We start from the raw sequence: 25,017 nt of genomic DNA, 5'->3' as shown, positions 1-25,017 counted from the left end.
TACCGCCGGGCCGCCACCCGTCGGGGTCGTTCGGGCGGGACCCTTTCGGGTGCGTGCACGCCGGCGCGTGTACGCAGCCAGGCTACCCTGCCGACTGCCGTAATCGACAGGCAGCTTCAGATACGGCAACGCAATCCGTGCCAGATCTTCGAATGACCGACGAAATCAGCAGGGCAACGGGTTGCGGAAGCAGAATCGATCAGGCACAGTGGCCGCGTGGCCAACCGCGACCGGAACAGCAGCGTTCCCCTCGACTCCGTCTCCAAGGCGATCATCGAGCAGCTGCAGGAGGACGGCCGCCGGGCGTACGCGACCATCGGCAAGGCCGTCGGCCTCTCCGAGGCCGCGGTCCGGCAGCGGGTCCAGAAACTGCTCGACCAGGGCGTGATGCAGATCGTCGCCGTGACCGACCCGCTCACCGTGGGGTTCACCCGCCAGGCAATGGTCGGCGTCACGGTGGACGGCGACATCGAGCCGATCGCCGACGCCCTGGCCGCCATGGACGAGGTCGACTACGTGGTCTGCACCGCGGGCTCGTTCGACCTGCTGGCCGAGCTGGTGTGCGAGGACGACGAGCACCTGCTCGAAATGATCAACAAGCGAATCCGCGCGCTTCCCGGCGTGCGGAGGACCGAGAGCTTCGTTTACCTGAAGCTCCGGAAACAGACCTACACCTGGGGCACCCGATGACCGCCGACCCGGCACAGAAGGACCTTTCGAAGACCGCCTACGACCACCTGTGGATGCACTTCACCCGCATGTCGTCGTACGAGAACTCCCCCGTCCCCACCATCGTTCGGGGCGAGGGCACCTACATCTGGGACGACAAGGGCCGCAAGTACATCGACGGCCTGGCCGGCCTCTTCGTGGTGCAGGCGGGCCACGGCCGGCACGAGCTCGCCGAGGCCGCCGCCAAGCAGGCCAAGGAGCTCGCCTTCTTCCCGGTCTGGAGCTACGCGCACCCCAAGGCCGTCGAGCTGGCCGAGCGGCTGGCGAACTACGCGCCGGGCGACCTCAACAAGGTCTTCTTCTCCACCGGCGGCGGCGAGGCGGTCGAGACCGCCTGGAAGCTCGCCAAGCAGTACTTCAAGCTGACCGGCAAGCCGACCAAGTACAAGGTCATCTCGCGCGCCGTCGCCTACCACGGCACCCCGCAGGGCGCCCTGTCGATCACCGGCCTGCCGGGCCTGAAGGCCCCGTTCGAGCCGCTGGTCCCGGGCACCCACAAGGCGCCGAACACCAACATCTACCGCGCCCCGGCCTTCCTGGCCGGCCCGGACGGCACCGTCGACCCGGAGGCCTACGGCCGCTGGTGCGCCGACGAGATCGAGGTGGCCATCCTCAACGAGGGCGCCGAGACCGTCGCCGCCGTCTTCGTCGAGCCGGTGCAGAACGCCGGCGGCTGCTTCCCGCCGCCGCCCGGCTACTTCCAGCGGCTGCGCGAGATCTGCGACCGGCACGACGTGCTGCTCGTCTCGGACGAGGTCATCTGCGCCTTCGGCCGCCTGGGCACCATGTTCGGCGCCGACAAGTTCGGCTACCTGCCCGACATGATCACCTGCGCCAAGGGCATGACCTCGGGCTACTCCCCGATCGGCGCCACGATCATCTCCGACCGGATCGCCGAGCCGTTCTACAAGGGCGACAACACCTTCCTGCACGGCTACACCTTCGGCGGCCACCCGGTCTCCTCGGCGGTGGCGCTGGCCAACCTCGACATCTTCGAGCGCGAGGGCCTGAACCAGCACGTGCTCGACAACGAGGGCGCCTTCCTCGGCACCCTGAACAAGCTGCGCGACCTGCCGATCGTCGGCGACGTCCGCGGCAACGGGTACTTCTACGGCATCGAGCTGGTCAAGGACAAGGCCACCAAGGAGTCGTTCAACGACGACGAGGTGGAGCGCGTGCTCTACGGCTTCCTCTCCAAGGCGCTGTTCGAGAACGGCCTGTACTGCCGCGCCGACGACCGTGGCGACCCGGTCGTCCAGCTGGCCCCGCCGCTGATCTCCGACCAGTCGACCTTCGACGAGATCGAGCAGATCCTGCGGACCAGCCTCACCGACGCGTGGGCGAAGATCTGACGACGCTTCGCTGACGCCCCTCCGCCGAAGGGCGGTCCCGCCGGCCTCCTCCTCAGGGCCGGCGGGACCGCCCTTCGGTGCGTCCGGCACCGCCCACCGGTGATTTTCTCCGACGATCAGCTGATGGTTCGTCCGGGTTTATCGCGGTAGCTCCTGGTGTGCCGCAACCGCGACGCGACCTTGTCGTTCTAATCTGACGACTGTCATTCCCCTGCAGCGAGCAGAGCCGATCCGGACCGGCGGAGGAACACATGTCAGCGGCCCCGCCCGACAACGACGTGCTCTGGGCCCGGGGGATCGTCAAGTCCCACCAGGGCACGCCCGCCCTGCGCGACGTCTCGATCGGCGTCCGGGAGGGCGAGGTGCTGGCCGTCACCGGCGGCCGCGGCGCCGGCAAGTCCACCCTGCTCGGCTGCCTCTCCGCGCTGCTGCCGGTGGACTCCGGCGAGGTCTGGTTCAACAGCTCCCCGGTGCACACCCTCAGCCGGGCCGGCCGCGAGCGGCTGCGCCGCGACCGGTTCGGCTTCGTCGGCTCCGAGCCGCAGCTGGTGCCGGAGCTGACCGCCCGGGAGAACGTCGCGCTGCCGCTGCTGCTGGCCGGCGCCGCGCACCGGGCCGCCTACGGCGCGGCCGACGACTGGCTGGACCGGCTGGACGTGGCCGACTGCGCCAAGCTCCGCCCGGCCGAGCTGGTGCAGGGCCAGCGCCAGCGGATCGCGGTGGCCAGGGCCCTCGCCCCGCTCCCCCGGGTGGTCTTCGCCGACGACCCGACCGCCCCGCTGCACCGCGAGGCCCAGGACCAGGTGCTGCGGATACTCACCAGCGCGGCCCGCTCCCACCAGCTCACCCTGGTCCTGGCCACCCACGACACCGAGCTGGCCAACAAGTACGCGGACCGCACGGTGGCGCTGGTCGACGGCCGCACCCCCGCTCCGGCCACCCCGGTGCGGCGCCCGGCCGCCGCGCCCGCCACCGCCACGCACTGAAGTTCACAGCGAAGGACGCAGGTGTTCTATCTCCGCCTGGCCAGGGGGTACCGGGTCCTGGACCTGGGCCGCTGGCTGCTCACCGCCGCGGCCGCCGCCGTGGTCGCCGGCTTCCTGCTGCGGGCCCTCGGCCGGGCCCTCAGCGACCCGCCGGGCGCGCACACCGCCGCCGAACGGCTGCTCTGGTGCCTGCCCCCGCTGATCGCGGTCGGCTGGTTCGCCGCCTTCGCGGCCCGGGCGCTGCCCGCCCAGCGGCCCGAGCGGATGACCGGGCTGACCGCCGCCGGGGCCGGGCCCTCGCGGCTGCGGCTGCTGATCGCCGGCGAGATCGCGCTGGCCTGCGCGCTCGGCGCGGTGGTCACCCTGCTGCTCTTCCTGGTGCTGCGCAACTACCTGGCCGGCCCCTCGCTCGCCCCCGAGCTCGGCATGGGCGTGCCGCTGCCGCCGGCCGCCCCGATCGCCCTGGTCACCCTGCTGCCGCTGGTCGGCGGCGTCGCGGCGGCCTGCGCGGTGCCCGCGGTGCAGGGCCTGCCGGGCCGTCAGGACCCGTTGCGGGCGCACCGGTTCGGCTGGCCGCGGATCACCGCCGCGGTGCTGCTGACCGTCGGCGGCACCTTCGCCGAGCTCTACGGGCTGCGCCCGGCCGCCGCCTACGACCCCAAGCCGATCGGGCTGCCGGCCGGCCTCGGGCACACCAGCGCGCTGCTGCTCGGCGGCTGGGCGGCGGCCGCGCTCGGCGCGGCGCTGCTGCTCGGCCCGCTGCTGGCCGGCGCCGGCCGGCTGCTGGCGCTCGGCCGGCCCAGCGTGCGGCGGCTGCTCGCCGGGCGCGGGCTGACCAGCACGGCCCGGCGGCTGAGCGCCCCGCTGGCGGTGCTGGCCTTCACCCTGGCCGTGGTGCTCACCTCGGTGCGGCACTGGGTGGCGCCCGGGGCCGACGGCGCCGGACCGGTGCCGGCCGCCGAGGCGCTGCTGGTCACCGGCTGCGCGGTGGCCGCCGCGGTGGCCCGGCTGACCGAGATCCGGGCGGCCCGCCGCCCGGTGGTCGACACCCTGCTGCGGCTGGGCGGCTCGCCCCGGCTGCTGGCGAGCGCCGCGGTGCTGCGCTGGGCGGTCGCCGGGCTGCTGCTGGTCGCCACCGGCGGCCTGACCGCGGTGCTCGGCGCCGCGGCCCTGGGCTGACTCAGCCGGCCGCGGCGAGCTGGCCGCAGGCCCCGTCGATCTCCTGGCCGCGGGTGTCCCGGACCGTCACCGGCACGCCGTGCGACTCCAGCCGGCGGACGAACTCGCGCTCGTCCTCGGGCCGGGAGGCGGTCCACTTGGAGCCCGGGGTCGGGTTCAGCGGGATCAGGTTGACGTGCACCCGGTGGTTCTTGATCAGCCGGCCCAGCAGGTCGGCCCGCCAGGCCTGGTCGTTGATGTCCTTGATCAGCGCGTACTCGATCGAGACCCGGCGGCCGGACTTCTCCGCGTAGGTCCAGGCCGCGTCCAGCACCTCGGCGACCTTCCACCGGGTGTTGACCGGGACCAGCTCGTCGCGCAGCTCGTCGTCCGGGGCGTGCAGCGAGAGTGCCAGCCGGCAGCTCAGGCCCTCGTCGGCGAAGCGGTGCATGGCCGGGACCAGGCCGACGGTGGAGACCGTGATGCCGCGCTGGGAGAGGCCGAAGCCGTCCGGCGCCGGGTCGGTCAGCCGGCGGATCGCGGCCAGCACCCGGTTGTAGTTGGCCAGCGGCTCGCCCATGCCCATGAAGACCACGTTGGACAGCCGCGCCTCGCCGCCCGCCACCTCGCCGCTGCGCAGCGCCCGCATCCCCGAGGCGATCTGCTCGACGATCTCGGCGGTGGAGAGGTTGCGGGTCAGACCCGCCTGGCCGGTGGCGCAGAACGGGCAGTTCATGCCGCAGCCGGCCTGCGAGGAGATGCACATGGTCACCCGGTCCGGGTAGCGCATCAGCACCGACTCGACCAGGGTGCCGTCGAACAGCTTCCAGAGCGTCTTGCGGGTGGCGTCGTCGTCGCAGGAGACGTGCCGGACCACCGACATCAGCTCGGGCAGCAGCGCCCCGGTCAGCTTCTCCCGGCTGGCGCCGGGGATGTCGGTCCAGCTCTCCGGGTCGGCGGAGAGCCGGCCGAAGTAGTGGTTGGACAGCTGCTTGGCGCGGAACGGCTTCTCGCCGAGTTCGGCGATGGCGTCCTTGCGCTCGGCGGGGCTGAGGTCGGCCAGGTGTCGCGGGGGCTTGGCGCCGCGCGGCGCGACGAAGGTGAGTTCTCCGGGCTTAGGCATGGTCCGTCAAGTGTCGCAGATGCGCGCGGGGCCCCGGACGGTCGCCGTCCGGGGCCCCGCTGCCGCATGCCGGGTGTCAGCCGCCGACGAAGGCGGTGAGCAGCAGCCAGACCACCGGGGCGGTCGGCAGCAGCGAGTCCAGCCGGTCCATGATGCCGCCGTGGCCCGGCAGCAGGGTGCCCATGTCCTTGATGCCCAGGTCGCGCTTGATCATCGACTCGGCGAGGTCGCCGAGGGTGGCGATGACCGCCGCGCAGCCGCCCAGGATCATGCCCTGCCACCAGTGCCCGCCGTCGATCAGCCAGGCCATCAGCACCGCGCCGGCCAGCATCGACAGCAGGATTCCGCCGGCCAGGCCCTCGCGGGTCTTGCCGGGGCTGATGGTCGGCGCCAGCTTGGTGCGGCCGAGCTTGTAGCCCACCGCGTACGCCCCGGTGTCACTGCAGACGGTGACCACCAGGAAGAGCACGATCCGTTGCGGGCCGTCGTGCGCCGAGAGCATCAGCGCCACGAAGGAGGCCAGGAAGGGCACGTAGAAGGCGGTGAAGACGCCCGCCGTTATGTCCTGGAGGTAGTCCTCCGGAGGCCGCCGCAGCCGCCAGATCATCAGCGCCAGCGCGGTCAGCGCCAGCGCCGCGCCGGTGCCCTGCAGGCCGATCCAGTAGGCGGTGGTGAGCATCGCGATGCCGCCGAGCACCAGCGGCGGAGCCGGCACGTCGATGCCCTTGCGCTCGGCCAGCCGGCTGGTCAGCTCCCAGACGCCCACCGAGGCCGCGGCCATCACCACGACCAGGAAGAGCACCTTGACCACGAAGAGCGAGACCACGATCACCGCACCGAGGCCGAGCCCCACCCCTATCGCAGCGGGCAGGTTGCGCCCGCCCCGCTGTCGGGGGGGCTGCTGCGGCTCGGGCTGGGCCACCTGACTCTCCTGCACTGGGGATCGGTCCCCGGGCCCGGCCGCCGGCCGCGCGGTGGCGGCCCGCGGCGGGGCGGGGGTCTGCGGGGATGCGCCCCGGGCACTTGGGGCGTGCGGCGAGTCCTTCATCAGACTTCGAGCAGCTCGGCTTCCTTGTGCTTCAGCAGCTCGTCGATCGTCGCGACGTACTTCGCGGTGAGGTCGTCGAGCTCCTTCTCGGCGCGGCGCACCTCGTCCTCGCCGGCCTCCTTGTCCTTGACCAGCTTGTCCAGCTGGTCCTTGGCCTTGCGGCGGATCGAGCGGACCGAGACCTTGGCGTCCTCGCCCTTGCCGCGGGCCTGCTTGATGTACTCCTTGCGGCGCTCCTCGGTGAGCTGCGGCAGCACCACCCGGATGACCGAACCGTCGTTGGTCGGGTTGACACCGAGGTCGGAGTCGCGGATCGCCTGCTCGATGTTGCGCAGCGAGCTCTTGTCGAACGGCGTGATCATCGCCATCCGCGGCTCCGGCACCGAGAACGAGGCCAGCTGGTTGATCGGGGTGATCGTGCCGTAGTACTCCGCGACGATCTTGTTGAACATCGCCGGGTGGGCCCGGCCGGTGCGGATCGCCGCCAGGTCGTCCTTGGCGACGGCGACGGCCTTCTCCATCTTCTCGTCGGCTTCGAGGAGGATCTCTTCGATCACAGTCTGCTCCCTGTCCGGTTGCCCGGGGCGCTCCGGCGCCCGTGGCGTACTGATGAGCCCCGCCGGTCCGGCGGGGCGAGGTTGACGACCGCTCAGGCCCGGGCGGAATCCTGGCTGATGAGTGTGCCGATCTTCTCATTCCTGACGGCGCGAGCGATATTGCCCTCGGTCAGCAGCTCGAAGACCAGGATCGGCAGGTCGTTGTCCTTGCACAGCGTGATCGCGGTCAGGTCGGCGACCTTGAGATCGCGCGAGATCACCTCGGCGTACTCCAGCGCGTCGAACCGCACCGCGTCGGGGTTGGTCTTGGGGTCGGAGTCGTAGACCCCGTCCACGCCGTTCTTGCCCATCAGCAGCACCTCGGCGTGGATCTCCAGGGCGCGCTGCACGGCGGTGGTGTCGGTGGAGAAGTACGGCATGCCCATACCGGCACCGAAGATCACCACGCGGCCCTTCTCCAGGTGCCGGATGGCCCGCAGCGGCAGGTACGGCTCGGCGACCTGGCCCATGGTGATGGCGGTCTGGACCCGGGTCTCGATGCCTTCCTTCATCAGGAAGTCCTGCAGGGCGAGGCAGTTCATGACCGTGCCGAGCATGCCCATGTAGTCCGAGCGGGCCCGGTCCATGCCGCGGACCTGCAACTCGGCGCCGCGGAAGAAGTTGCCGCCGCCGATCACCACCGCGACCTCGGTGCCCTGGCGGACCACCGTGGCGATCTCCCGGGCGATCGCGTGCACGACGTCGGGGTCGACGCCGAGCCCGCCCCCGCCGGCGAACGCCTCACCGGACAGCTTCAGCAGTACCCGGCGGCTCTTACTGCCGTCGGGTGCGGTCTCCTGCGTCTCCTGCATGGACTTCTCCTTCTGCACCTGCTGGTTCACGGGCCCGGGCATGCTCCGCTCCGGCCCGCGCGTACGCGAGAGGAGGCCACCGCCGCGGGAACCGGTTACGGTCTCCTGCACGGCAATGGCCTCCTCGTCGTTCATGGCGCCGCGCGCTGGTTCGCAGCGGCGGCAACGGTTCCTACCTTAGGCGGGAACCGGGTGAACGTGGCTCAGGCGCCGACGCGGAAGCGGGCGAAGCGCTTGAGGGCGACGCCGTTCTCCTCCAGGACCTTGGCCACGGTCTTCTTGTTGTCCTTCGCGAAGGCCTGCTCCAGGACGGAGTTCTCCTTGACGAAGCCGGTCACGCGACCCTCGACGATCTTCGGCAGGGCGGCCTCCGGCTTGCCCTCCTCGCGGGCGGTGGCCTCGGCGACGCGGCGCTCGTTCTCGAGGTCCTCGGCCGGGATGTCCTCGCGGGACAGGTACTTCGGCGCGAAGGCGGCGATGTGCTGCGCGACGTCCTTGGCGACCTCGGCGTTCTCCTTGTCCAGCTCGACCAGGACGCCGACGGCCGGCGGCAGGTCGGGGCTGGTCTTGTGCAGGTAGACGGCGACGAAGCCGTCACCGGAGAACTGCGCGAAGCGGCGGAAGACGATCTTCTCGCCCAGGCTGGCGTTGGCCTCGTCCACGAACTGCTGGACGGTCTTGCCGGCCTCGATCTCGGAGGCCAGGGCGGCGTCCAGGTCGGCCGGGGCGGTGGCGGCGACGTGCTGGGCGATCGCGTCGGCGACGGCGACGAACTTGTCACCCTTGGCGACGAAGTCGGTCTCGCAGTTCAGCTCGACCAGGACGCCGGACTTCTTGTCCTCGGCGATGACGGCGGTGACGGCACCGTTGGAGGCGTCACGGCCCTCGCGCTTGGCGACGCCCTTCTGGCCCTTGATACGGAGGAGCTCGACGGCCTTCTGGACGTCGCCCTCGGCCTCGTCGAGCGCCTTCTTGCAGTCCATCATGCCGGCGCCGGTGAGCTCACGGAGCTTCTTGACGTCCGCGGCGGTGAAGTTCGCCATGGTGTGAATCTCTTCTCGCGTCTCGCGTGTCTGCGGGGTGGGTGCGCCGGGACCGGAACCGGCCCCGGCACGTGGAGAGAGGGGCACCCGGCGGGCTGTGCCGCCCGGCGGGTACCCCTCACCCTCGGTGCGTCAGGCCTGCTCGGCCTCGGCCTCGGCGGCCGGCGCCTCGGCAGCGACCTCGGCCTCGGCGGCGGGGGCCTCGGCAGCGACCTCGGCCTCAGCGGCGGGGGCCTCCTCGGCCTTCTTCTCGCCGGCCAGCAGGTCCTGCTCCCAGTCGGCCAGCGGCTGGTCGGCACCCGGCTCGGCCTTGACATCGCCCTTGGCGACACCGGCGCGGGCCTTGAGGCCCTCGGCGACGGCGTCGGCGATCACACGGGTCAGGCGGGTGACGGAGCGGATCGCGTCGTCGTTGCCCGGGATCTTGTAGTCGACCTCGTCGGGGTCGCAGTTGGTGTCCAGGATCGCGACGACCGGGATGTTGAGCTTCCGGGCCTCGCCGACCGCGATGTGCTCCTTCTTGGTGTCCACGATCCACACCGCGCTCGGGACGCGCTGCATGTCGCGAATACCGCCCAGGGTCTTCTCCAGCTTGTCGTGCTCGCGCTGGAGGACCAGGAGCTCCTTCTTGGTCAGGCCGGAGCCGGCCACGTCCGAGAAGTCCAGCTCGCCGAGCTCCTTGAGGCGCTGCAGCCGCTTGTAGACGGTGGAGAAGTTGGTCAGCATGCCGCCGAGCCAGCGCTGGTTCACGTAGGGCATGCCCACGCGGGTGGCCTGCTCGGCGATGGCCTCCTGGGCCTGCTTCTTGGTGCCGACGAAGAGGATGCTGCCGCCGTGGGCAACGGTCTCCTTGACGAACTCGAACGCGCGGTCGATGTAGTTCAGCGACTGCAGCAGGTCGATGATGTAGATGCCGTTGCGCTCCGTGAGGATGAAGCGCTTCATCTTCGGGTTCCAGCGACGGGTCTGGTGACCGAAGTGGACGCCGCTCTCCAGCAGCTCCCGCATCGTGACGACGGCCATGGCCGTACTCCTTGGTGTTGCGCCCGGCGCACCGTTGCTGCCCTGCGGGCACTCGGCGGCTACCGGGTCTGCTCGGTTGTCCGTGACGGCCGGGCGGCCGTCACGCCTGACGCCCCGGCATGCCGAGCCGACCGGGCCCGGGCGGCGGGGCCGCACCTGGCTCGGCTGGACCGAGTGGCACTCACACCGGCTGGACGGTCCGTCCTCCGGTGGCGGGGCGTGCGAAGTCGACCCGGGACACCGGGTCGCGTGTGAAGTGTACGGGATGGCCCGAGTGACCGGCGATTCTGCCGCTGGGGCGGGGCCGGGGCCTCCCGGTCGTCCACAGCCCCGGGGTTGTCCACAGGCTCGCCGAAGGCGGTCGACGGGGGCGGGGGTGCGGCGCAGGCTCGGGGCATGACGAGCTCTCAGGTGGACGGGCGCCGGCGGTGGCCGGGGGCCCGGGGTGTGCTGCTGATCCCGCTGGTGCTACTGGTGCTCGCGGGGTTGACGAGTGGGGTGGCGCCGGGCGCGGCCGCGGTGCCGGGGGTGCGCGCCGGGCCGGCGCCCGCTGCCGACACCGGGCCCCTGCCCCCTCCCGCGCCCGGACGGGCCTGGCCGGTGGGCGGGCCGGGTGCGCTGCTGCGGCGGTTCGCCCCGCCGCCGCAGCCGTGGGCGGCCGGACACCGCGGGGTCGACCTGTCGGCCGCGCCGGGTGAGCCGGTGCGGGCGGCGATGGCCGGGGTGGTCGCGTTCGCGGGCGAGGTGGCGGGGCGGCCGGTGGTCGTGGTGCTGCACCCGGGCACCGGGGATCCGCCGCTGCGCACCACCTACCTCCCGGTCTCCGGGGGTCCGCCGGTGGGCGCGGAGGTGGCGGCGGGCGAGCCGGTCGGCGTGCTGGCCGGGGCGGACGGGCACTGTCCGGGGGCCTGCCTGCACTGGGGTCTGCTGCGCGGGCGGCGCTACCTCGATCCGCTGGCCCTGTTCGGGGCCGGCCGGGCCCGGCTGCTGCCGCTCTCCCCGGCGGTGGCCGGGGGCGCACCAGCGGCGGGTTGCGGCGCCCCGGTGGCGGGTTGTGGCGCCCCGAGTCCGTGGCGGGCGAGGGCGACGGCGGCGTCGGCGATGCGCTGCCGGTCGGCCTCGGCGGCGTCCGCGGAGCGGCGTACGGCGGACTCGACCACCCCCTGCAGCAGTGCCGCGGTCAGCTGCGGGTCGCGGTGCCCGAGCGCCGACAGCTCGGCCACCACCAAGTCGACCAGTTGGGCGTGGGCGGCGCGGATCCGGGCCCGGGCCGCCCCGTCCAGCTCGGCGGTGGCGAGCGCGGCGACGGCGCGGTGCCGGGGGTCGCCGGCCAGCGCCAGCTGGGCCCGCACGAAGGCCTCCAGCCGGTCCAGCGGCTGCTCGCGGACCGCCATCGCGGTCTCGATCTCGGCGCTCCAGAGCGGGAAGTCGGTCTCGCAGAGCCGCTCCACCAGGTGGCCCCGGGAGCGGAAGTACTCGTAGACGGAGGAGCGGGCCAGCCCGGTGCGGGCGGCCAGCGCGGGGAAGGTCAGCGCATCCAGACCGCCCTCGGCCAGCAGGGCGCGGGCGGCGTCCAGCAGGGCGGTGAGCTGGCTCCGGCGGTGCTCGGCCAGGGTGGCGGCTCGGATCTTCGGCACCCCGACACTCTACGGAGGCCGGGGGTGCGGGGGGCGTCTCTTTCGGAGCAGGTCGGACGGTGGTCATCCCCCGGCCTGCGGCCGGGCCCGCTCCGCGGGTGCGGGCGGGTCAGCGCAGGTCGGAGAGCTTGGCGCGGAGCTGGAGGACGGACTTGGTGTGGATCTGGCTCACCCGGCTCTCCGTCACGCCGAGCACCTGGCCGATCTCCGCCAGGGTCAGGCCCTCGTAGTAGTAGAGCGTCACCACGGTCTTCTCGCGGTCCGGCAGGGTGTTGATGGCGCGGGCCAGCAGCCTGCGTAGCTCGCGGTCCTCGGCGACCTCCACCGGGTTCTCGGCACCGGTGTCCTCCAGGGTTTCCATCAGGCTGAGCCGTTCACCGCCCTCGCCGGCGGGGTGCAGCAGCTCGTCCAGGGCCACCACGTTGGCCAGCGAGAGTTGGCTGAAAATCGTGTGCAGTTCCTCGACCGCGATGCCCATCTCGGCCGCCACCTCGGGCTCGGCGGGGGTGCGGCGCAGCCGGGCCTCCAGGGCGGCGTAGGTCCGCTCGACCGCCTTGGCCTTCTGCCGGATCGACCGGGGGATCCAATCGAGCGCGCGCAACTCGTCGATGATCGCACCGCGGATCCGGCTGATCGCGTAGGTCTCGAACTTGATCGCACGGTCGGGGTCGAACTTCTCGATCGCATCGATCAGACCGAACACCCCGGAGGAGACGAAGTCGGCCTGTTCGACGTTGGCGGGCAGGCCCACGCCGACCCGGCCGGCCACGTACTTCACCAGCGGGGAGTAGTGCAGGATCAGCTGCTCGCGCAGCTTGGCGTCACCGCCGGCCTTGTAGGAGCGCCAGAGCTGCTCCAGCGCGCTGCGCTGCTCGGCTCCGCTCGCCGCGGGGGACGCGGCAGGCGCGGCAGGCGCGGCGGGAGACGCGGCGGGCGCTGGCGGCGCAGGTGGCGCAGGTGGTGGTGCCGACGCAGGTGGCGCTGGTGGCGATGCCGGCACCGACGGCGCGAGGGCGGACCCGGGGGGCGTGTCCGCCGCGGCGGGCGCGGGGGTGGGCGCTGCCGCGGCGGGTCCCGCGGCCGGGGCAGCCGCGGGTGGTGCGGCTGCGGCGGGCGCCGGCGGGGGTGGCGGCGCCGGCGCTGGGAGTCTGGCCGCCGGTCCGGCCGGGGGTGGCGCCGGCGGCTCGGTGCGCCGGCGCGCGCCCCGGCTGGGCGGCGGGACCGAGACCAAGCCGGTGGAGGCGGCCCGCTGGTTCGCTGTGCCTGCCCCTTCGGCCTTCGCGGGCAGCGCCGGCGGGACGTCGACGCCGGGCCGCGCCTCGGTGCCGGATGCCCCCGGGGGCCGGCCGGCACTGGTCGCCCTGTGTCCGGGAATGTGTGTGGGCATACGTGGGTCTGCGCCGTTCTGCCGAGTCATGTGCTGATAGGGAAGCCATAGCGAGCGTAGCGTGATCAAGTCGATGCGCTGCGCTACCACCACCTGGCCGTCGCTCGTTCCGGTGGCGTTCACTCCGTCGTCCGAACGCGCGCCCCGCACCACGCCGGGCGTGCGCGCCACGGACCACCAACGACGGCGACCGTCCGGCGGTGCGCCAGGAGTCAGCGGATCACCCTCCAGTGCGACCCCGCCCGCTGGACGAACCCCAGCGAGCAGAGCTCGTAGAGCAGCTTGAGCACCTGGTCGGGGGTCCGCCCGGTGCGCCGGGCCAGCTCGCCGGGCCCGGCGCCGCCCGGCCCGCCCGGCATCGCCTCCAGCAGCTCGGCGGCCGGCCCGTGCAGCAGGTCCCGCGGGCGGGGCTGCTCGCGGTGCAGCGGCGCCAGGTCCTCGCCGATCGCGCCGATCTGCTCGATCACCTCGGCCGCGCTGGTCACCAGCGTCGCGCCGCCGCCGCGGAGCAGCGCGTGCACCCCGGCCGACAGCTCGGAGGTGACCGGCCCGCAGACGCCCATGGTCTGCCGATTCAGCGCCAGCGACCGGTGCGCGGTGCTCAGCGCGCCGCTGCGCCGGGCCGCCTCGACCACCACCGTGCCCCGGGTCAGCGCCGCCAGCACCCGGTTGCGCAGCACGAACCGGAACCGGTTCGGGTGCTCCCCCGGCGGCAGTTCGCTGACCAGCTGCCCCTGGCCGCGGATCCGGTCGATCAGCTCGCTGTTGCCGCGCGGGTAGCGCACGTCCACCCCGCAGGCGAGCACCGCGACGGTCATCCCGCCGACCGCCAGGGCGCCGCGGTGCGCGGCGGCGTCGATCCCGTAGGCCGCGCCGGAGCAGACCACCCAGCCGCGCTCGCCCAGCTCGGCCGCCAGCTCGGCGGCCACGTGCGCGCCGTACTCGGTGCAGGCCCGCGAGCCGACCAGGGCCACCGAGCGCAGTGCCAGCAGCCGCAGCGAGCCGGTGCCGACCACCCAGAGGCCGACCGGCTGCGCATCGGCCAGATCGGCCAGCTGGCTCGGCCACTCCGGATCGCCGGGAACCAGGAACCGCCCGCCCAGCTCGGCCGCCCGGGCCAGGTCGGCGGCCGGATCGGCCGCGGCCAGCCGGCGCCGCAAGGTGTCCCGGCGCGCGCCGTCCAGCCGCAGCCGGGCGTCCGGCGCGCCCCCGCGCAGCACCCCGACCAGCTCCACCGCGCTCCGCTCCCGCAGCCACCGGCCCACCGCGGCACTGCCCGGCTCGACCGCCCGGCTGAGCGCCGCCCTGGCCAGCCGCTCCTCCGCCGCCGTGACCACACCGGGCGCCTCCACACCGAGCTCCAACTCGCCCTGCACCGGCTGACGGCCCATCGGCTGACAGTCCACCGGCTGACGGCCAGCCGGCTGATCCCCGGTCACCGCTTCCCCTCCGCCAGCCGGGCGCCGACCGGGAAGCCCCGCCGCAGCGCGAGCGCGGTGCGCAGCTCGGCGGCGCCGGGCGCCGCGCGGGCCGCCAGGTCGGCCACCGTCCAGGCCACCCGGAGCACCCGGTCCAGCCCCCGGGCGGTGAGCAGCCCCCGGTCCATCTCCCGCTCCACCTCGGTGAGCGCGCTGGGCTCGGGCCGCCATCGGGTGCGCAGCTCGTGGCCGGGCACCTGCGAGTTGGTCCGCCAGGGCGTCCCGTCGAACCGTTGCACGGCCCGCTCCCGGGCGGCCCGGACCCGCTCGGCCACCACGGCCGTCCGCTCGGCGAACCGGTCCCGCTCCAGCAGCTCCACCTTGGTCACCGGCTCCACCTGCACCCGCAGGTCCACCCGGTCCAGCAGCGGCCCGGAGAGCCGGGCCTGATAGCGGCTCACCATCGCCGGGGTGCAGTCGCAGCCCTCCCCGCGGCGCGAGTACCGCCCGCAGGGGCAGGGGTTCGCGGCCAGGCAGAGCAAGAAGTTGGCGGGCAGCCGCATCGACCCCGCCGACCGCGCGATCATCACCTCCCCCGACTCCAGCGGCTGCCGCAGCGCGTCCAGCACCCGGACCGGGAACTCCGGCGCCTCGTCCAGGAAGAGCACGCCCCGGTGGGCCAGCGAGACCGCGCCGGGCCTGGGCAGTCCGCTGCCGCCGCCGACGATCGCCGGCATCGTGGTGGAGTGGTGCGGGGCGCAGTACGGCGGCAGGTCCACCAGCGGGCGCCCGGGCGGCAGCAGCCCGGCCACCGAGTGCACGGCCGTCACCTCCAGCGCCTCCGTCCGGGTGAGCGGCGGAAGCAGGCCGGGTAGCCGCTCGGCCAGCATCGTCTTGCCCGCGCCCGGCGGCCCCTTGAGGTAGAGGTGGTGCCCGCCGGCAGCGGCGATCTCCAGCGCCTGCCGGGCCTCGTACTGCCCGGCGACGTCGCCCAGGTCGGGCCCGAACCGTGGGTCGGCGGCGGTGCGGCGCATCGCGGAGCCGGGCAGCAGCAGGCCGGACATCAGCGGGTCGGGCCCGCCGATCGCCGCCTCCGGCGGCTCCTCGGGCACCGGCGCGTCGGTGAGCACCGCGATCAGCTGCCGCAGGCTGCGCACGCCCAGCACCGAGATGCCCGGCACCAGCGAGGCCTCGGCGGCGGTCTGCTCGGCCACCACCACCCGCTTGTACCCGGCGTCGGCGGCGGCCAGCACCGAGGGCAGCACTCCGCGCACCGGCCGGACCCGCCCGTCCAGCCCCAGCTCACCGATGATCAGCAGGTCGGCGATGACGGGCGGCGGCAGCCGCTCGGCGGCGGCGAGCACCGCGCAGGCCACCGCGAGGTCGAATCCGCTGCCGCTCTTGGGCACCGAGGCGGGGCTGAGCCCGATCGTGAGCTTGCGCTGCGGCCAGCTCTCGCCGCTGTTGACGACCGCCGCGCGCACCCGGTCGCGGGCCTCGCTGAGCGCCTTGTCGGGCAGCCCGACCAGGGTGAAGGCGGCGACGCCGGGCTCCAGGTCGGCCTGGACCTCGACCACCACCCCGTCCACCCCGACCAGGGCGACCGAGCAGGTTCGGGCGAAGGCCATCTCAGACCACCCCCCGCAGGTGCTCCACCTCGGCGGCCCCGCGCACCCGGCTGACCACGCAGACCAGGTCGATCCGCACCCCGCCGGGCGGCAGCGGCGCCGGCCCGGGCACGGTCACGGCGGCGAGCCGGGCGAAGTGGCCGGGCCAGCGCTCGCTCAGCCAGCGCTCGGCCAGCGTCCGCAGCCGTTCGCGGCGGACCGCCCCGATCGCCTCGGCGGGCTGTTGGAAGCCCTGCTCGGACCGGGTCTTGACCTCGCAGACGGCGACCGTGTCCCCGTCCAGCGCGATGATGTCCAGCTCGCCCTGGGCACAGCGCCAGTTGCGCTCCAGGATCCTCAGGCCGTCCTCCGCCAAGCGGCGGACGGCCACCTCCTCGCCGTACCGGCCGAGGGCTTGCAGTGCGTTCCGCACGGCGACCACCTCCGCCTCGGAGGCTCCCGTGCGGGGCGCGGGCGGTCCACCGGCTTCCGCCAACCTGTGGACAACCCCGCCCCTGTGGACAACGCCGCCGATCCAAGAGCTGATCATCAGCCCACGGAACCGGCCCCTCCAATCCGGCGAACCGGGCCGCCGGTGCCCCGAGCCGGCCCCGTCAGCTCCCGAATCCGGCCTCGTCGGAGGGCAGCTCCAGGTCGCTCTTGGCCAGCTCCTCGATGTTGACGTCCTTGAAGGTCAGCACCCGCACCTTCCGGACGAACCGGGCCGGCCGGTACATGTCCCAGACCCACGCGTCGGCCATCGAGACCTCGAAGAACACCTCCCCCTGGACCGAGTGCACCTGCAGCTCATAGTCGTTCGTCAGGTAGAACCGGCGCTCGGTCTCGATCACGTACTTGAACAGCCCGACGACGTCCTTGTACTCCCGGTAGAGCTTCAGCTCCATCTCGGTCTCGTACTTTTCGAGATCTTCCGCACTCATGCAGGCGTCCCCTCAGCTCGTCAGGTCCCAACCCATTGTGTCCCACGGAGCCCCCGGTCAGAGGGCGACCGGTACGACTGGTGGTCCCTGCTCCAGCAACCGCTCCAGCAGCTCGGCCAGCCGCTCCGGGTAGACCTGCTCGGTGCAGGCCCGCAGCTCGGCGGCGCTCCACCAGTGCGCCTCGGCCAGTTGGGCCCGCTCCTCGGCGTCGCTGCCGGAGCTGTCCAGCCCGGCGGCGGCCGTTTCCCCGGCGCGGGCCAGATAGAAGACCTGCCGCTGCTCGTACGGCCGCCCGTCGTAGCTGAACCGGGCGGTGTCCACGGCCACCTCCGGCCCGAGCTCGATCCCGGTCAGCCCGGTCTCCTCGGCCAGCTCGCGCAGCGCCGCCTCACGCGGCTGCTCGCCGGGCAGCAGCCCGCCGCCCGGGGTGAACCACCAGGTGCGGCCGGGCTCGGCCGGGTCGAAGCCGTGGAAGAGCAGCACCCGCCCCTGCGGGTCGAGCAGCAGCACCCGGGCGGCGGTCCGGCGGCGTAGTCCGCCGGGCGTCTCGGCGTCCTCCTCGTGGGCCACCTCAGCGCCGTCCGCGCAGCCGGCGGGCCAGCGCGGCGGCCGGGCCGGTCAGCGAGGTCAGGACGATCAGCGCGGCGCCGCCGACGGCCGTGAGGAACAGCGGCCGCAGCGGCCCGGGCGCGCTCGCCGCGGGGCCGCCCAGGGCGGCGAAGGCGCTGGTCGGCGCGTGCGTGCCGAACCGGCCGAGCGGCCAGACGGTGGCCTCCACCCGCGCCTGGACGGAGCCCGCGGGCACCGTGCCGGAGGCCAGGTCGAGGTGGACCCGGGAGTCCTGCGAGCCGTTGCGGTTGTCGCCGAGCACGAAGAGCCGCCCGGCCGGGACGGTGACGCTGAACGCGGCCCCGGGCAGTGCGGGCGCCGGCGGTGCCAGGTAGGGCTCCTCGATCGCCCGGCCGTTGACGGTGATCCGCCCCTGCCCGTCACCGGCCACGGTGTCGCCGCCGACTCCCACCACCCGCTTGACCAGGGTCTCGCCGCCCCAGCCGGAGTCGTTGAAGACCACCACGTCGCCGCGCCCGACCCGGCCCCCGGAGACCGTGCGGCCGAGCACGGTGTCGCCGGCCCCGATGCCCGGCTGCATCGAGCCGGTCGGCACCGCGTAGGGCCGGTAGTCGACGGCGATCAGCGCGGCGCCGCCGATCATCAGCAGCAGGCCGAGCGCCAGCGCGATCCCCTGCAGCACCCCGCCCACCCGGCCGCGGCGGACGGCCGGCACGGCTCTGGCGCCGGGCGCTCCTTCGGCAACGCTGCTCATGGTCACACCGTCCTGGTCGTGGGCGGACGGCCCCGTCGTCCGGGGCCGACACGGCGGCGGGCCGTGGCACGTCCGAGCAGATTACTCGTCGGTACCACGGCCCGCGCAAGAGCCATCGGCAGTCCGGTCAGTCCTCGGAGTCCGACTCCCGCCGCCGGCGCAGCCACCAGGCGGCCGGCAGCGCACCCGCCGCGCCCAGCAGCGGCGGCCCGAAGGCCGCCACCGACAGGCCCTTCTGGTCGAAGGTGGACGGGATGGAGAGCGTCGACCAGTGGTTCAGCGGCCAGGCCACCACGAACGCCCGGCCCACCACGTGGTCGTCCGGCACGGCGCCGCCGCCCGGCTGGTCCATGTGGTACCGGGAGTCCAGCGAGTCGTCGCGGTGGTCGCCCATCACCCAGACGTGGTCGGTCGGCACCTTGACCGGGCCGAACGGCCGGTTGCCGCAGGCGCCGAACTCCGGGTTGCTGTTGTAGACGTAGGGCTCGTTCAGCGCCACGCCGTTGACCTTCAGCGGCCCGTTGCCCTCGCACTCGACGGTGTCGCCGCCGACCGCCACCACCCGCTTGATCAGGTCCTTCTCGTTGGCCGAGGGCATCAGGCCGATGAAGCTGAGGACGTCCTGCAGGCCGCGCACCACCGGGTTGGAGCTCTGCTGGGCGGGCACCTCGTTCAGCCAGCCGCCCGGGTCGTGGAAGACCACCACCTCGCCGCGGTCCGGCTTGGCGCCGAACCAGGGCGTCAGCTTGTCCACCAGCACCCGGTCGCCGACCTGGAGGGTGTTCTGCATCGACTCGGACGGGATCGAGAAGGCCTGGACGAAGAAGGTCTTGATGACCAGCGCCAGGACCAGCGCGATGCCGATCAGGATCGGCAGCTCCTTCCAGAAGGACCGCGGCTTGCGCTCCTTCCGGGGCCGGCCGGCGGCCTCCGCCACCGGCGGCTCGGCGCCGTCGCCTCCGCCGGACTCCCCGGCACCGAAGGAATCCGCGCCGCCGGGGCCGCCGTACGGCTGGTCCGCGCCCTGCGGGCCGCCCGCGCCGTCGGCCGGCTCGGCCGGTCCGGGCGAGTCGGTGGACTGGGACGCCCGCCCGGAGCCCTCCGGCTCGCCGGCCCCGCGGGTACCGATCACCAAGTCCCCCACGTCTTCTCCTCACTGCTGCGCGGACGACCCTCGTCCGCGGTCGAAAGTGCCGCACAGCGGACACCGGGCCAGCTGCTCCTGCACTTCTCTATCACTCCGGGAGGTCCCTCCGGGGCATCCCACACGGGGCGCTGCCGGACCCCGTCGCCCGTCGGCCCGGTCCGGCGCCTGCGTCGGCGCACGGCCGGGAGGGCCCCCAACATCCCCATAACGAGTGAGGATTGCAGGGGATCCGGCCCGACCCGGGGGAATTGCGCCAGTCCGCTCGAGACGGTCCGGGGATAGCCCGGCCGTGTGATCGAGTGGATCCGGCCGAACGGCCAGCCGATCATGAAGGCCCGCCCGATCACGTCGCCGACCGGCACCGTGCCCTGGTCCGGGCCGCCCATGTGGTAGCGCGAGTCGGCCGAGACGTCGCGGTGGTCGCCCATCACCCAGAGCCGCCCGGGCGGCACGGTGACCTGGAACGGCATCCGCGAGGCCGGGTTGCCCGCGGCCAGGTAGGGCTCGTCGATCGGGGTGCCGTTGACGGTGATCCGGCCCTGCGCGTCGCAGCAGACCACGTGGTCGCCGGCCACCCCGATCACCCGCTTGATCAGGTCCTGCTCGTTCGCCGAGGGCAGCAGCCCGACGAAGCTGAAGGCGCTCTTCAGCCCGCGGGCGACCGGCCCGTCGGTGTCCGGCCGGTGGTCGTTCTCCAGCCAGCCGCCCGGGTCCTTGAAGACCACCACGTCGCCGCGCTGCGGGGTGCTGCCGAACCAGGGCGTCAGCTTGTCCACCAACACCCGGTCGCCGATCCGGATGGTCTGCTCCATCGAACCGGACGGAATGACGAACACCTGGACGAAGAAGGTCTTCAGCACCAGCGCGATCACCAGCGCCACCACCGCGACCACCGGCAGCTCGCGCAGCAGCGAGCGGCGGCCGCGCCTGGCCGCCTTGCGCGCGGCCCGGCGGCGCTCGGCCCGGCCCCGTCCGGCGGACGGCCGGCCAGCCGGCCCGGTGCCCGGCCCCGGGGCCGAGGGCGCCGTCCTACCCCTGGTCCCCATGCGCACCGCTCCCCCCTGCGGCGGCGGGGATGGCCGCGAAGCCGGCCGGGCGGTCCAGGCCGCGCCAGCGGCCGATCGGGAAGAGCACCAGGTCGGCCCGCCCGATCACCTTGCGCACCGGCACGAAGCCGCCGCCGGGGTCGCCCAGGTGGTCCCGGGAGTCCCGGGACTGGCTGCGGTGGTCGCCGAGCACGAAGAGCTCGCCGGGCGGCACCTGGATGTCGAAGCCCACCTCGGAGGGGGCGTCGCCGGGGAACAGGTAGTCGCCCTCGGCCAGCGCGGCACCGTTGACGGTCAGCTGCCGGTCGCCGGCCCGGTAGGTCACCCGGTCTCCGCCGACGCCGATCACCCGCTTGACGAAGACCGAGCCGTCGAACGGGCCGATGCCCAGCGCCGCGCCGAGCTTGCGCAGCTCGCCCCCGATCCCGGGGTCGTCGGCGCCGCCCCGGACGAAGGAGTCGGTGCCGTCGAAGACCACCACGTCGCCGCGCCGGACGGTGCCGCCGAACTGGTAGGCGAGCTTGTCGACCAGCAGCCGGTCGCCGGGCCGCAGGGTGTTCTCCATCGACAGCGAGGGCACCGAGAAGGGCTGCGCCACGAAGGCGTTGACCAGCAGCAGCACGCCGACGCAGACCGCCGCCAGCTTGGCCAGGTCGCGCATCCCCCAGCCGTGCCCGCCCTCCTCCTCGGCGGACACGTCCTCCGCGACGGCGGGCGCCTCAACCGGAGGCGTCGGCGCCGAAACGGCCGCGGACCGCGACGGCTCCCGCACCCCGCAGGGTGCCGGTTCGCCGTCGCGGTCCGCGATCGGTTCGTGGCTGCTCATCGGGCCGAAGCTTAGCGGCCCGCCCCGAGCATGCTGAACCCCCGGGCAGCGCCGGGGGCCACGACTCAGCGGTCGCGCTTCTCCTTGATCTTCGCGGCCTTGCCGCGCAGGTCACGGAGGTAGTACAGCTTGGCGCGGCGGACGTCACCGCGGGTGACGACCTCGATCTTCTCGACGATCGGGGTGTGCACCGGGAAGGTGCGCTCCACGCCGACGTTGAAGCTCACCTTGCGGACGGTGAAGGTCTCACCGATGCCCGCGCCGTGGCGGCGGATCACGACGCCCTGGAAGACCTGGACACGGGAGCGGTTGCCCTCGATGACCCGGACGTGGACCTTCAGGGTGTCACCGGCGCGGAAGGCCGGAATGTCGGTGCGCAGCGAGGCCGCGTCGACAGCAGCGAGCTTGTTGCTCATGATGCTCTCCATCGCAGGCGCCACGGGCCGCCCACGGAATTAGTCACGATGGGGTCTGTTGCGGGCCGCTTCGGCTGGCGGCGAATCCCCCGTGGCGGGGACGCCGGTCCACTGGCCCCCTCGCGGGAGCCGGGCGACAGACAACAGCCGCCTATTGTTCCACAGCCCCCGTCACGGGGAGAAATCGGCCGCCCGCCTCGTCCCAGCGCAGCCCGAGCACGCTCAGCGCCTCGCGCTCCTTCTTGTCGAAGCCCTCCAGCCGCCAGCGCTCGACCAGGTCGGGCCGGTTGGCCAGGGTCCGGGCGAAGGCCTGCTCCCGGCGCCAGCGGGCGATCCTGCCGTGGTTGCCGCTGAGCAGCACCTCGGGCACCTCGCGGCCGCGCCACTCCGCGGGCTTGGTGTAGACCGGGCCCTCCAGCAGGTCGGCCATCGCCCCGGGGGCGAAGGAGTCGTCCTGGTGCGAGGCGGCGTTGCCGAGCACCCCGGGCAGCAGCCGGGCGATCGCCTCCACCATGACCAGCACCGCGACCTCGCCGCCGGCCAGCACGTAGTCGCCGATCGAGGCCTCGACCACCGGCATCCGGGTGGCCGCCTCCTCGATCACCCGCCGGTCGATGCCCTCGTACCGGGCCGGCGCGAAGGCCAGCCAGGACTGCCCGGCCAGCCGCTGGGCCAGCTCCTGGGTGAACGGCACGCCGCTGGGGGTGGGCACCACCAGGGTCGGCACCTGCCCCTCGGGGCCGGCCGCGAGCACCGCGTCCAGCGCCTCGCCCCAGGGCTCGGGCTTCATCACCATGCCGGGGCCGCCGCCGTACGGGGTGTCGTCCACGGTGCGGTGCACGTCGTGGGTCCAGCCGCGCAGGTCGTGCAGGTGCACGTCGAGCTGGCCGCGGGCGCGGGCCTTGCCGACCAGCGAGACGTCCAGCGGCTCCAGGTACTCGGGGAAGATGGTGACGACGTCGATCCGCATGCCGTCGCTCACCGGTCGTGCTCCGGGCCGCCGTCGACGGCGGCCTCGGACTCGTCCACCAGGCCCGGCGGCGGGGTGATCACGCAGCGCTGCTCGGCCAGGTCGACGACCGGCACGATCTGCTGGACGAACGGGACCAGCACCTCGGTGCCGTCCGGCCGGGTCACCGTCAGCAGGTCCTGGTACGGCAGGTGGACCACCTCGGTGAGCTCGCCGATCAGAGTGCCGTCGGTGAGCACCACGTCCAGCCCGATCAGCTGGTGGTCGTAGTACTCGTCCTCCTCCTCCGGCCGCTCCTCCGGGTCGACCTCGGCGATCAGCATGGTGTTGCGCAGCGTCTCGGCGGCGGTGCGGTCCTTGATCCCGGCGAACCGGATCAGCAGCCTGCCGCTGTGCACCTTGCCGGACTCCACGGTGAGCGGGCCGACCGCGGCCGGGTCGGTGAGCAGCACCGCGCCCGGTCCGAGCCGCAGCTCGGGTTCGTCGGTGCGGACCTCGACGAAGACGTCCCCCCGGATGCCGTGTGCGCGGCCGATCCGGCCGACGACGAGCTGCACGGTTCGTTCTCCTGTACTGGTGTGCTGAGCGAACGGCGGAAAAGCGGAAAAGCCGAACGGCCGGGACGCGCGAGGCGTCCCGGCCGTTCCGAGCGGACGGCGGTGACCGTCAGCGGACGTTGTCCACGTCGACCAGGTCGACCCGGACGTTGCGTCCGCCGAGCGCGCCCACCACGGTGCGCAGCGCTCGGGCGGTCCGACCGCCGCGACCGATCACCTTGCCGAGGTCATCGGGGTGCACCCGCACCTCGATGGTGTTCCCGCGACGCAGGTTGCGCGAGCGCACCTGAACGTCGTCGGGGTGCTCGACGATGCCCTTCACCAGGTGGTCCAGGGCGTCCTCGATCACGATCAGGCCTCGGTGGTCTCGGCGTCAGCCTCGACCTTGTCCGACTTCTTGGCCTTCGGGGTGATGGCGACACCGGTGGTGGCGTCCTCGAAGCCGGCGACGGCCTTCGCGAACAGGTGCGAGAAGTCCTCGGTCTTCGGCTCGGCGACCAGCAGCGGCGCCGGGGCCGGCAGGCCCTTGAACTTCTGCCAGTCGCCGGTCAGCTTGAGGATGGCGAGGACCGGCTCGGTCGGCTGGGCGCCGACGGACAGCCAGTACTGGGCGCGCTCGCCGTCGACCTCGATCTTCGAGGGGTTGTAGGTCGGCTGGTAGATGCCGATCTCCTCGATCGCGCGGCCGTCACGCTTGGTGCGCGAGTCGGCGACGACGATGCGGTAGTGCGGGGAGCGGATCTTGCCGAGACGCTTGAGCTTGATCTTGACTGCCACGGGAGTGGGTTCTCCTGAAGTTGACGTGGGTGAACGACCGCGCTCCGCGTGGGGACAGCGGGGCCGGTCGGACCGGTGACACGCCAGCCGTGAGGAGAGAGGGTCCTTCTTGGCTGTCGGGTATCAGCTATCGATTGTGCCACACCGCTGGAGCTCCCCCGACCGGGCGGTACCCGGCCGGGGGGAGCGGCGGATCAGGCGATCTTGAACGGCTGCTGGCAGGCGCCGCAGACGATCGAGGCCTGGGCGAGCACCGAGGGCACCACCCGGACGTTGCGGCCGCAGCCGCACACGGCCTTGACCCGGACGCCGCCGCCGGAGGACCCGTGCCGGGCGGCCGGACCGCGGAAGGTGCGCAGCACCCCGCCGTCGACCGAGCCGGCCACCGCCTGCTGGTGGGCGCCGAGGGCGCTCTCCAGCCGCTCAATGGTCGCGGCGTACCGCTCCTGCGTCTCGGCGAGCATGGTGACCTGGGAGAACCCGCTGCTGGCGTGCGGCTCGACCGGGTGGGCCAGGCCCAGCTCGGAGGCGAGCAGCAGGAAGCGGCGGTTGTGATAGCGCCCGGCCCGGGAGGTGTCCCGGATCTCGCGCGCGGCGGCCAGGCCGTGGGCGGCCTCGTGCAGCAGCCGCTCGAAGCCGAGCGTGGTGCCGCAGGCCGACGAGGACTCACCGATCAGCGCCTCCGGCGAGGCGAGGTCGGGGAGGTCCTGGTGATAGGCCTGGATGTCGCTCCAGGCGGCGGCCAGTTCGGCCGCGAGGACGAGGGGCTGTGTCGTGCTCACGCTATACCAACGAGGGAATCGGTTCCGGCGTTCCATTCCTGAGCGCTTCCGGGCAATTCCCGGGAAACTCTCAGCTGGGCGTGCTGCTGCCCGCGTTGAGTATTCGAAATCTGACGCAAGACCAACCCCCTCCGGTGTCTGCACCCGTCGATGATTCGCCGGGGCCGCCGAATCCTCGGCCCAACGGGTTCGCTGGGCCCTGTACGGCCCGGGCCCCTTGTCGGATTTTTGACAGGGCCACGGGCCGTACACCGTACCGCTAGTTCGCCCCTGCTGGGAGTTGACTGGCCAGTAGGCGAGACACCGTCACCT

The 25,017-nt window shown here is 73.3% G+C and carries 27 protein-coding genes and 1 pseudogene; 5 read left to right on the top strand and 23 right to left on the bottom strand.

Annotated features, from left to right (window positions below):
* Positions 1-216 precede the first annotated feature (216 nt).
* From ACFYNO_RS36585 to ACFYNO_RS36570, 4 genes are all read left to right on the top strand, one after another.
* The gene (locus ACFYNO_RS36585; RefSeq protein WP_388021973.1) at positions 217-690 is read left to right on the top strand and encodes an Lrp/AsnC family transcriptional regulator; all 474 of its coding nucleotides are present in this window, start codon (positions 217-219) and stop codon (positions 688-690) included.
* On the top strand, positions 687-2,081 hold the full coding sequence (locus ACFYNO_RS36580; RefSeq protein ID WP_388021971.1) for an aspartate aminotransferase family protein: 1,395 nt from the start codon (positions 687-689) through the stop codon (positions 2,079-2,081). The genes ACFYNO_RS36585 and ACFYNO_RS36580 overlap by 4 nt, the downstream gene beginning before the upstream one ends.
* 251 nt (positions 2,082-2,332) lie before the next feature.
* The gene (locus tag ACFYNO_RS36575) at positions 2,333-3,067 is read left to right on the top strand and encodes an ABC transporter ATP-binding protein (RefSeq protein ID WP_388021970.1); all 735 of its coding nucleotides are present in this window, start codon (positions 2,333-2,335) and stop codon (positions 3,065-3,067) included.
* A gap of 21 nt (positions 3,068-3,088) precedes the next feature.
* Entirely contained in the window at positions 3,089-4,246 is a 1,158-nt protein-coding gene (locus ACFYNO_RS36570) for a hypothetical protein (protein ID WP_388021968.1), read from the top strand.
* Between the two features lies 1 nt (position 4,247).
* Here the strand turns inward: ACFYNO_RS36570 and rlmN are convergent, their stop codons facing one another.
* From rlmN to rpsB, 6 genes are all read right to left on the bottom strand, one after another.
* On the bottom strand, positions 4,248-5,348 hold the full coding sequence (rlmN, locus tag ACFYNO_RS36565) for a 23S rRNA (adenine(2503)-C(2))-methyltransferase RlmN (protein WP_388021966.1): 1,101 nt from the start codon (positions 5,346-5,348) through the stop codon (positions 4,248-4,250).
* A 76-nt stretch (positions 5,349-5,424) separates the two neighbouring features.
* The gene (locus ACFYNO_RS36560; RefSeq protein ID WP_388021964.1) at positions 5,425-6,270 is read right to left on the bottom strand and encodes a phosphatidate cytidylyltransferase; all 846 of its coding nucleotides are present in this window, start codon (positions 6,268-6,270) and stop codon (positions 5,425-5,427) included.
* Between the two features lie 125 nt (positions 6,271-6,395).
* On the bottom strand, positions 6,396-6,953 hold the full coding sequence (gene frr / locus ACFYNO_RS36555) for a ribosome recycling factor (protein ID WP_388021963.1): 558 nt from the start codon (positions 6,951-6,953) through the stop codon (positions 6,396-6,398).
* A 92-nt stretch (positions 6,954-7,045) separates the two neighbouring features.
* Entirely contained in the window at positions 7,046-7,804 is a 759-nt protein-coding gene (pyrH, locus tag ACFYNO_RS36550; RefSeq protein ID WP_388021988.1) for a UMP kinase, read from the bottom strand.
* Positions 7,805-8,007: 203 nt separating this feature from the next.
* Positions 8,008-8,847: a translation elongation factor Ts gene (tsf, locus tag ACFYNO_RS36545; protein WP_388021961.1), complete on the bottom strand. Its 840-nt coding sequence runs from the start codon at positions 8,845-8,847 to the stop codon at positions 8,008-8,010.
* 132 nt (positions 8,848-8,979) lie between these two features.
* On the bottom strand, positions 8,980-9,870 hold the full coding sequence (gene rpsB / locus ACFYNO_RS36540; protein ID WP_388021960.1) for a 30S ribosomal protein S2: 891 nt from the start codon (positions 9,868-9,870) through the stop codon (positions 8,980-8,982).
* Positions 9,871-10,266: 396 nt separating this feature from the next.
* Between rpsB and ACFYNO_RS36535 the strand changes: the two are divergent.
* A pseudogene (locus tag ACFYNO_RS36535) lies at positions 10,267-10,764 on the top strand (peptidoglycan DD-metalloendopeptidase family protein); the annotation flags it as partial.
* Positions 10,765-10,811: 47 nt separating this feature from the next.
* On the opposite strand, the gene ACFYNO_RS36530 reads toward ACFYNO_RS36535, so the two are convergent.
* The 17 genes from ACFYNO_RS36530 to ACFYNO_RS36450 form a co-directional block, all read right to left on the bottom strand.
* A complete protein-coding gene (locus ACFYNO_RS36530; protein WP_388021986.1) occupies positions 10,812-11,483 on the bottom strand; it encodes a TetR/AcrR family transcriptional regulator in 672 nt (223 codons plus the stop codon).
* Positions 11,484-11,616: 133 nt separating this feature from the next.
* Positions 11,617-12,507 carry an RNA polymerase sigma factor WhiG gene (whiG, locus tag ACFYNO_RS36525; RefSeq protein WP_388021958.1) on the bottom strand — a complete coding sequence of 297 codons (891 nt, stop codon included), beginning with the start codon at positions 12,505-12,507 and terminating at the stop codon, positions 11,617-11,619.
* A 599-nt stretch (positions 12,508-13,106) separates the two neighbouring features.
* Complete coding sequence (gene dprA, locus ACFYNO_RS36520; RefSeq protein WP_388021956.1) at positions 13,107-14,285, bottom strand: DNA-processing protein DprA; 1,179 nt, start codon at positions 14,283-14,285, stop codon at positions 13,107-13,109.
* A 44-nt stretch (positions 14,286-14,329) separates the two neighbouring features.
* Positions 14,330-15,940, bottom strand: coding sequence for a YifB family Mg chelatase-like AAA ATPase (locus tag ACFYNO_RS36515; RefSeq protein ID WP_388021955.1), 1,611 nt, complete (start codon positions 15,938-15,940; stop codon positions 14,330-14,332).
* Position 15,941: 1 nt separating this feature from the next.
* Positions 15,942-16,361 carry a YraN family protein gene (locus tag ACFYNO_RS36510; RefSeq protein WP_388021953.1) on the bottom strand — a complete coding sequence of 140 codons (420 nt, stop codon included), beginning with the start codon at positions 16,359-16,361 and terminating at the stop codon, positions 15,942-15,944.
* A 172-nt stretch (positions 16,362-16,533) separates the two neighbouring features.
* Positions 16,534-16,860 carry a DUF2469 domain-containing protein gene (locus tag ACFYNO_RS36505; RefSeq protein ID WP_110669769.1) on the bottom strand — a complete coding sequence of 109 codons (327 nt, stop codon included), beginning with the start codon at positions 16,858-16,860 and terminating at the stop codon, positions 16,534-16,536.
* A 57-nt stretch (positions 16,861-16,917) separates the two neighbouring features.
* Complete coding sequence (locus ACFYNO_RS36500) at positions 16,918-17,430, bottom strand: NUDIX hydrolase (protein ID WP_388021951.1); 513 nt, start codon at positions 17,428-17,430, stop codon at positions 16,918-16,920.
* 1 nt (position 17,431) lies between these two features.
* Positions 17,432-18,184 (bottom strand): signal peptidase I, encoded by a 753-nt coding sequence (gene lepB / locus ACFYNO_RS36495; protein WP_388021949.1) that lies wholly within the window; start codon positions 18,182-18,184, stop codon positions 17,432-17,434.
* 127 nt (positions 18,185-18,311) lie between these two features.
* On the bottom strand, positions 18,312-19,328 hold the full coding sequence (lepB, locus tag ACFYNO_RS36490; RefSeq protein WP_388021947.1) for a signal peptidase I: 1,017 nt from the start codon (positions 19,326-19,328) through the stop codon (positions 18,312-18,314).
* Positions 19,313-20,377 carry a signal peptidase I gene (gene lepB / locus ACFYNO_RS36485; protein WP_388021946.1) on the bottom strand — a complete coding sequence of 355 codons (1,065 nt, stop codon included), beginning with the start codon at positions 20,375-20,377 and terminating at the stop codon, positions 19,313-19,315. Before lepB (ACFYNO_RS36485) ends, lepB (ACFYNO_RS36490) begins: the two co-directional genes overlap by 16 nt.
* Positions 20,361-21,203, bottom strand: a complete 843-nt coding sequence (lepB, locus tag ACFYNO_RS36480) for a signal peptidase I (RefSeq protein WP_388021944.1) — start codon at positions 21,201-21,203, stop codon at positions 20,361-20,363. Before lepB (ACFYNO_RS36480) ends, lepB (ACFYNO_RS36485) begins: the two co-directional genes overlap by 17 nt.
* Before the next feature lie 65 nt (positions 21,204-21,268).
* Complete coding sequence (gene rplS, locus ACFYNO_RS36475) at positions 21,269-21,619, bottom strand: 50S ribosomal protein L19 (RefSeq protein ID WP_145904254.1); 351 nt, start codon at positions 21,617-21,619, stop codon at positions 21,269-21,271.
* A 151-nt stretch (positions 21,620-21,770) separates the two neighbouring features.
* A complete protein-coding gene (gene trmD / locus ACFYNO_RS36470) occupies positions 21,771-22,589 on the bottom strand; it encodes a tRNA (guanosine(37)-N1)-methyltransferase TrmD (protein WP_388021984.1) in 819 nt (272 codons plus the stop codon).
* Between the two features lie 8 nt (positions 22,590-22,597).
* Positions 22,598-23,146, bottom strand: coding sequence for a ribosome maturation factor RimM (gene rimM / locus ACFYNO_RS36465; RefSeq protein WP_388021942.1), 549 nt, complete (start codon positions 23,144-23,146; stop codon positions 22,598-22,600).
* Between the two features lie 109 nt (positions 23,147-23,255).
* Positions 23,256-23,495 carry an RNA-binding protein gene (locus ACFYNO_RS36460; protein WP_101382370.1) on the bottom strand — a complete coding sequence of 80 codons (240 nt, stop codon included), beginning with the start codon at positions 23,493-23,495 and terminating at the stop codon, positions 23,256-23,258.
* 2 nt (positions 23,496-23,497) lie between these two features.
* A complete protein-coding gene (gene rpsP, locus ACFYNO_RS36455) occupies positions 23,498-23,923 on the bottom strand; it encodes a 30S ribosomal protein S16 (RefSeq protein WP_145904256.1) in 426 nt (141 codons plus the stop codon).
* A 194-nt stretch (positions 23,924-24,117) separates the two neighbouring features.
* Positions 24,118-24,705: a hypothetical protein gene (locus ACFYNO_RS36450; RefSeq protein WP_388021940.1), complete on the bottom strand. Its 588-nt coding sequence runs from the start codon at positions 24,703-24,705 to the stop codon at positions 24,118-24,120.
* Positions 24,706-25,017: the final 312 nt, after the last annotated feature.

The organism is Kitasatospora sp. NPDC006697 (genome assembly GCF_042869935.1).
Classification (GTDB): domain Bacteria; phylum Actinomycetota; class Actinomycetes; order Streptomycetales; family Streptomycetaceae; genus Kitasatospora.
Note: the sequence above shows the minus strand (reverse complement) of the source record. Positions and strands in the feature narration are given on the sequence as shown.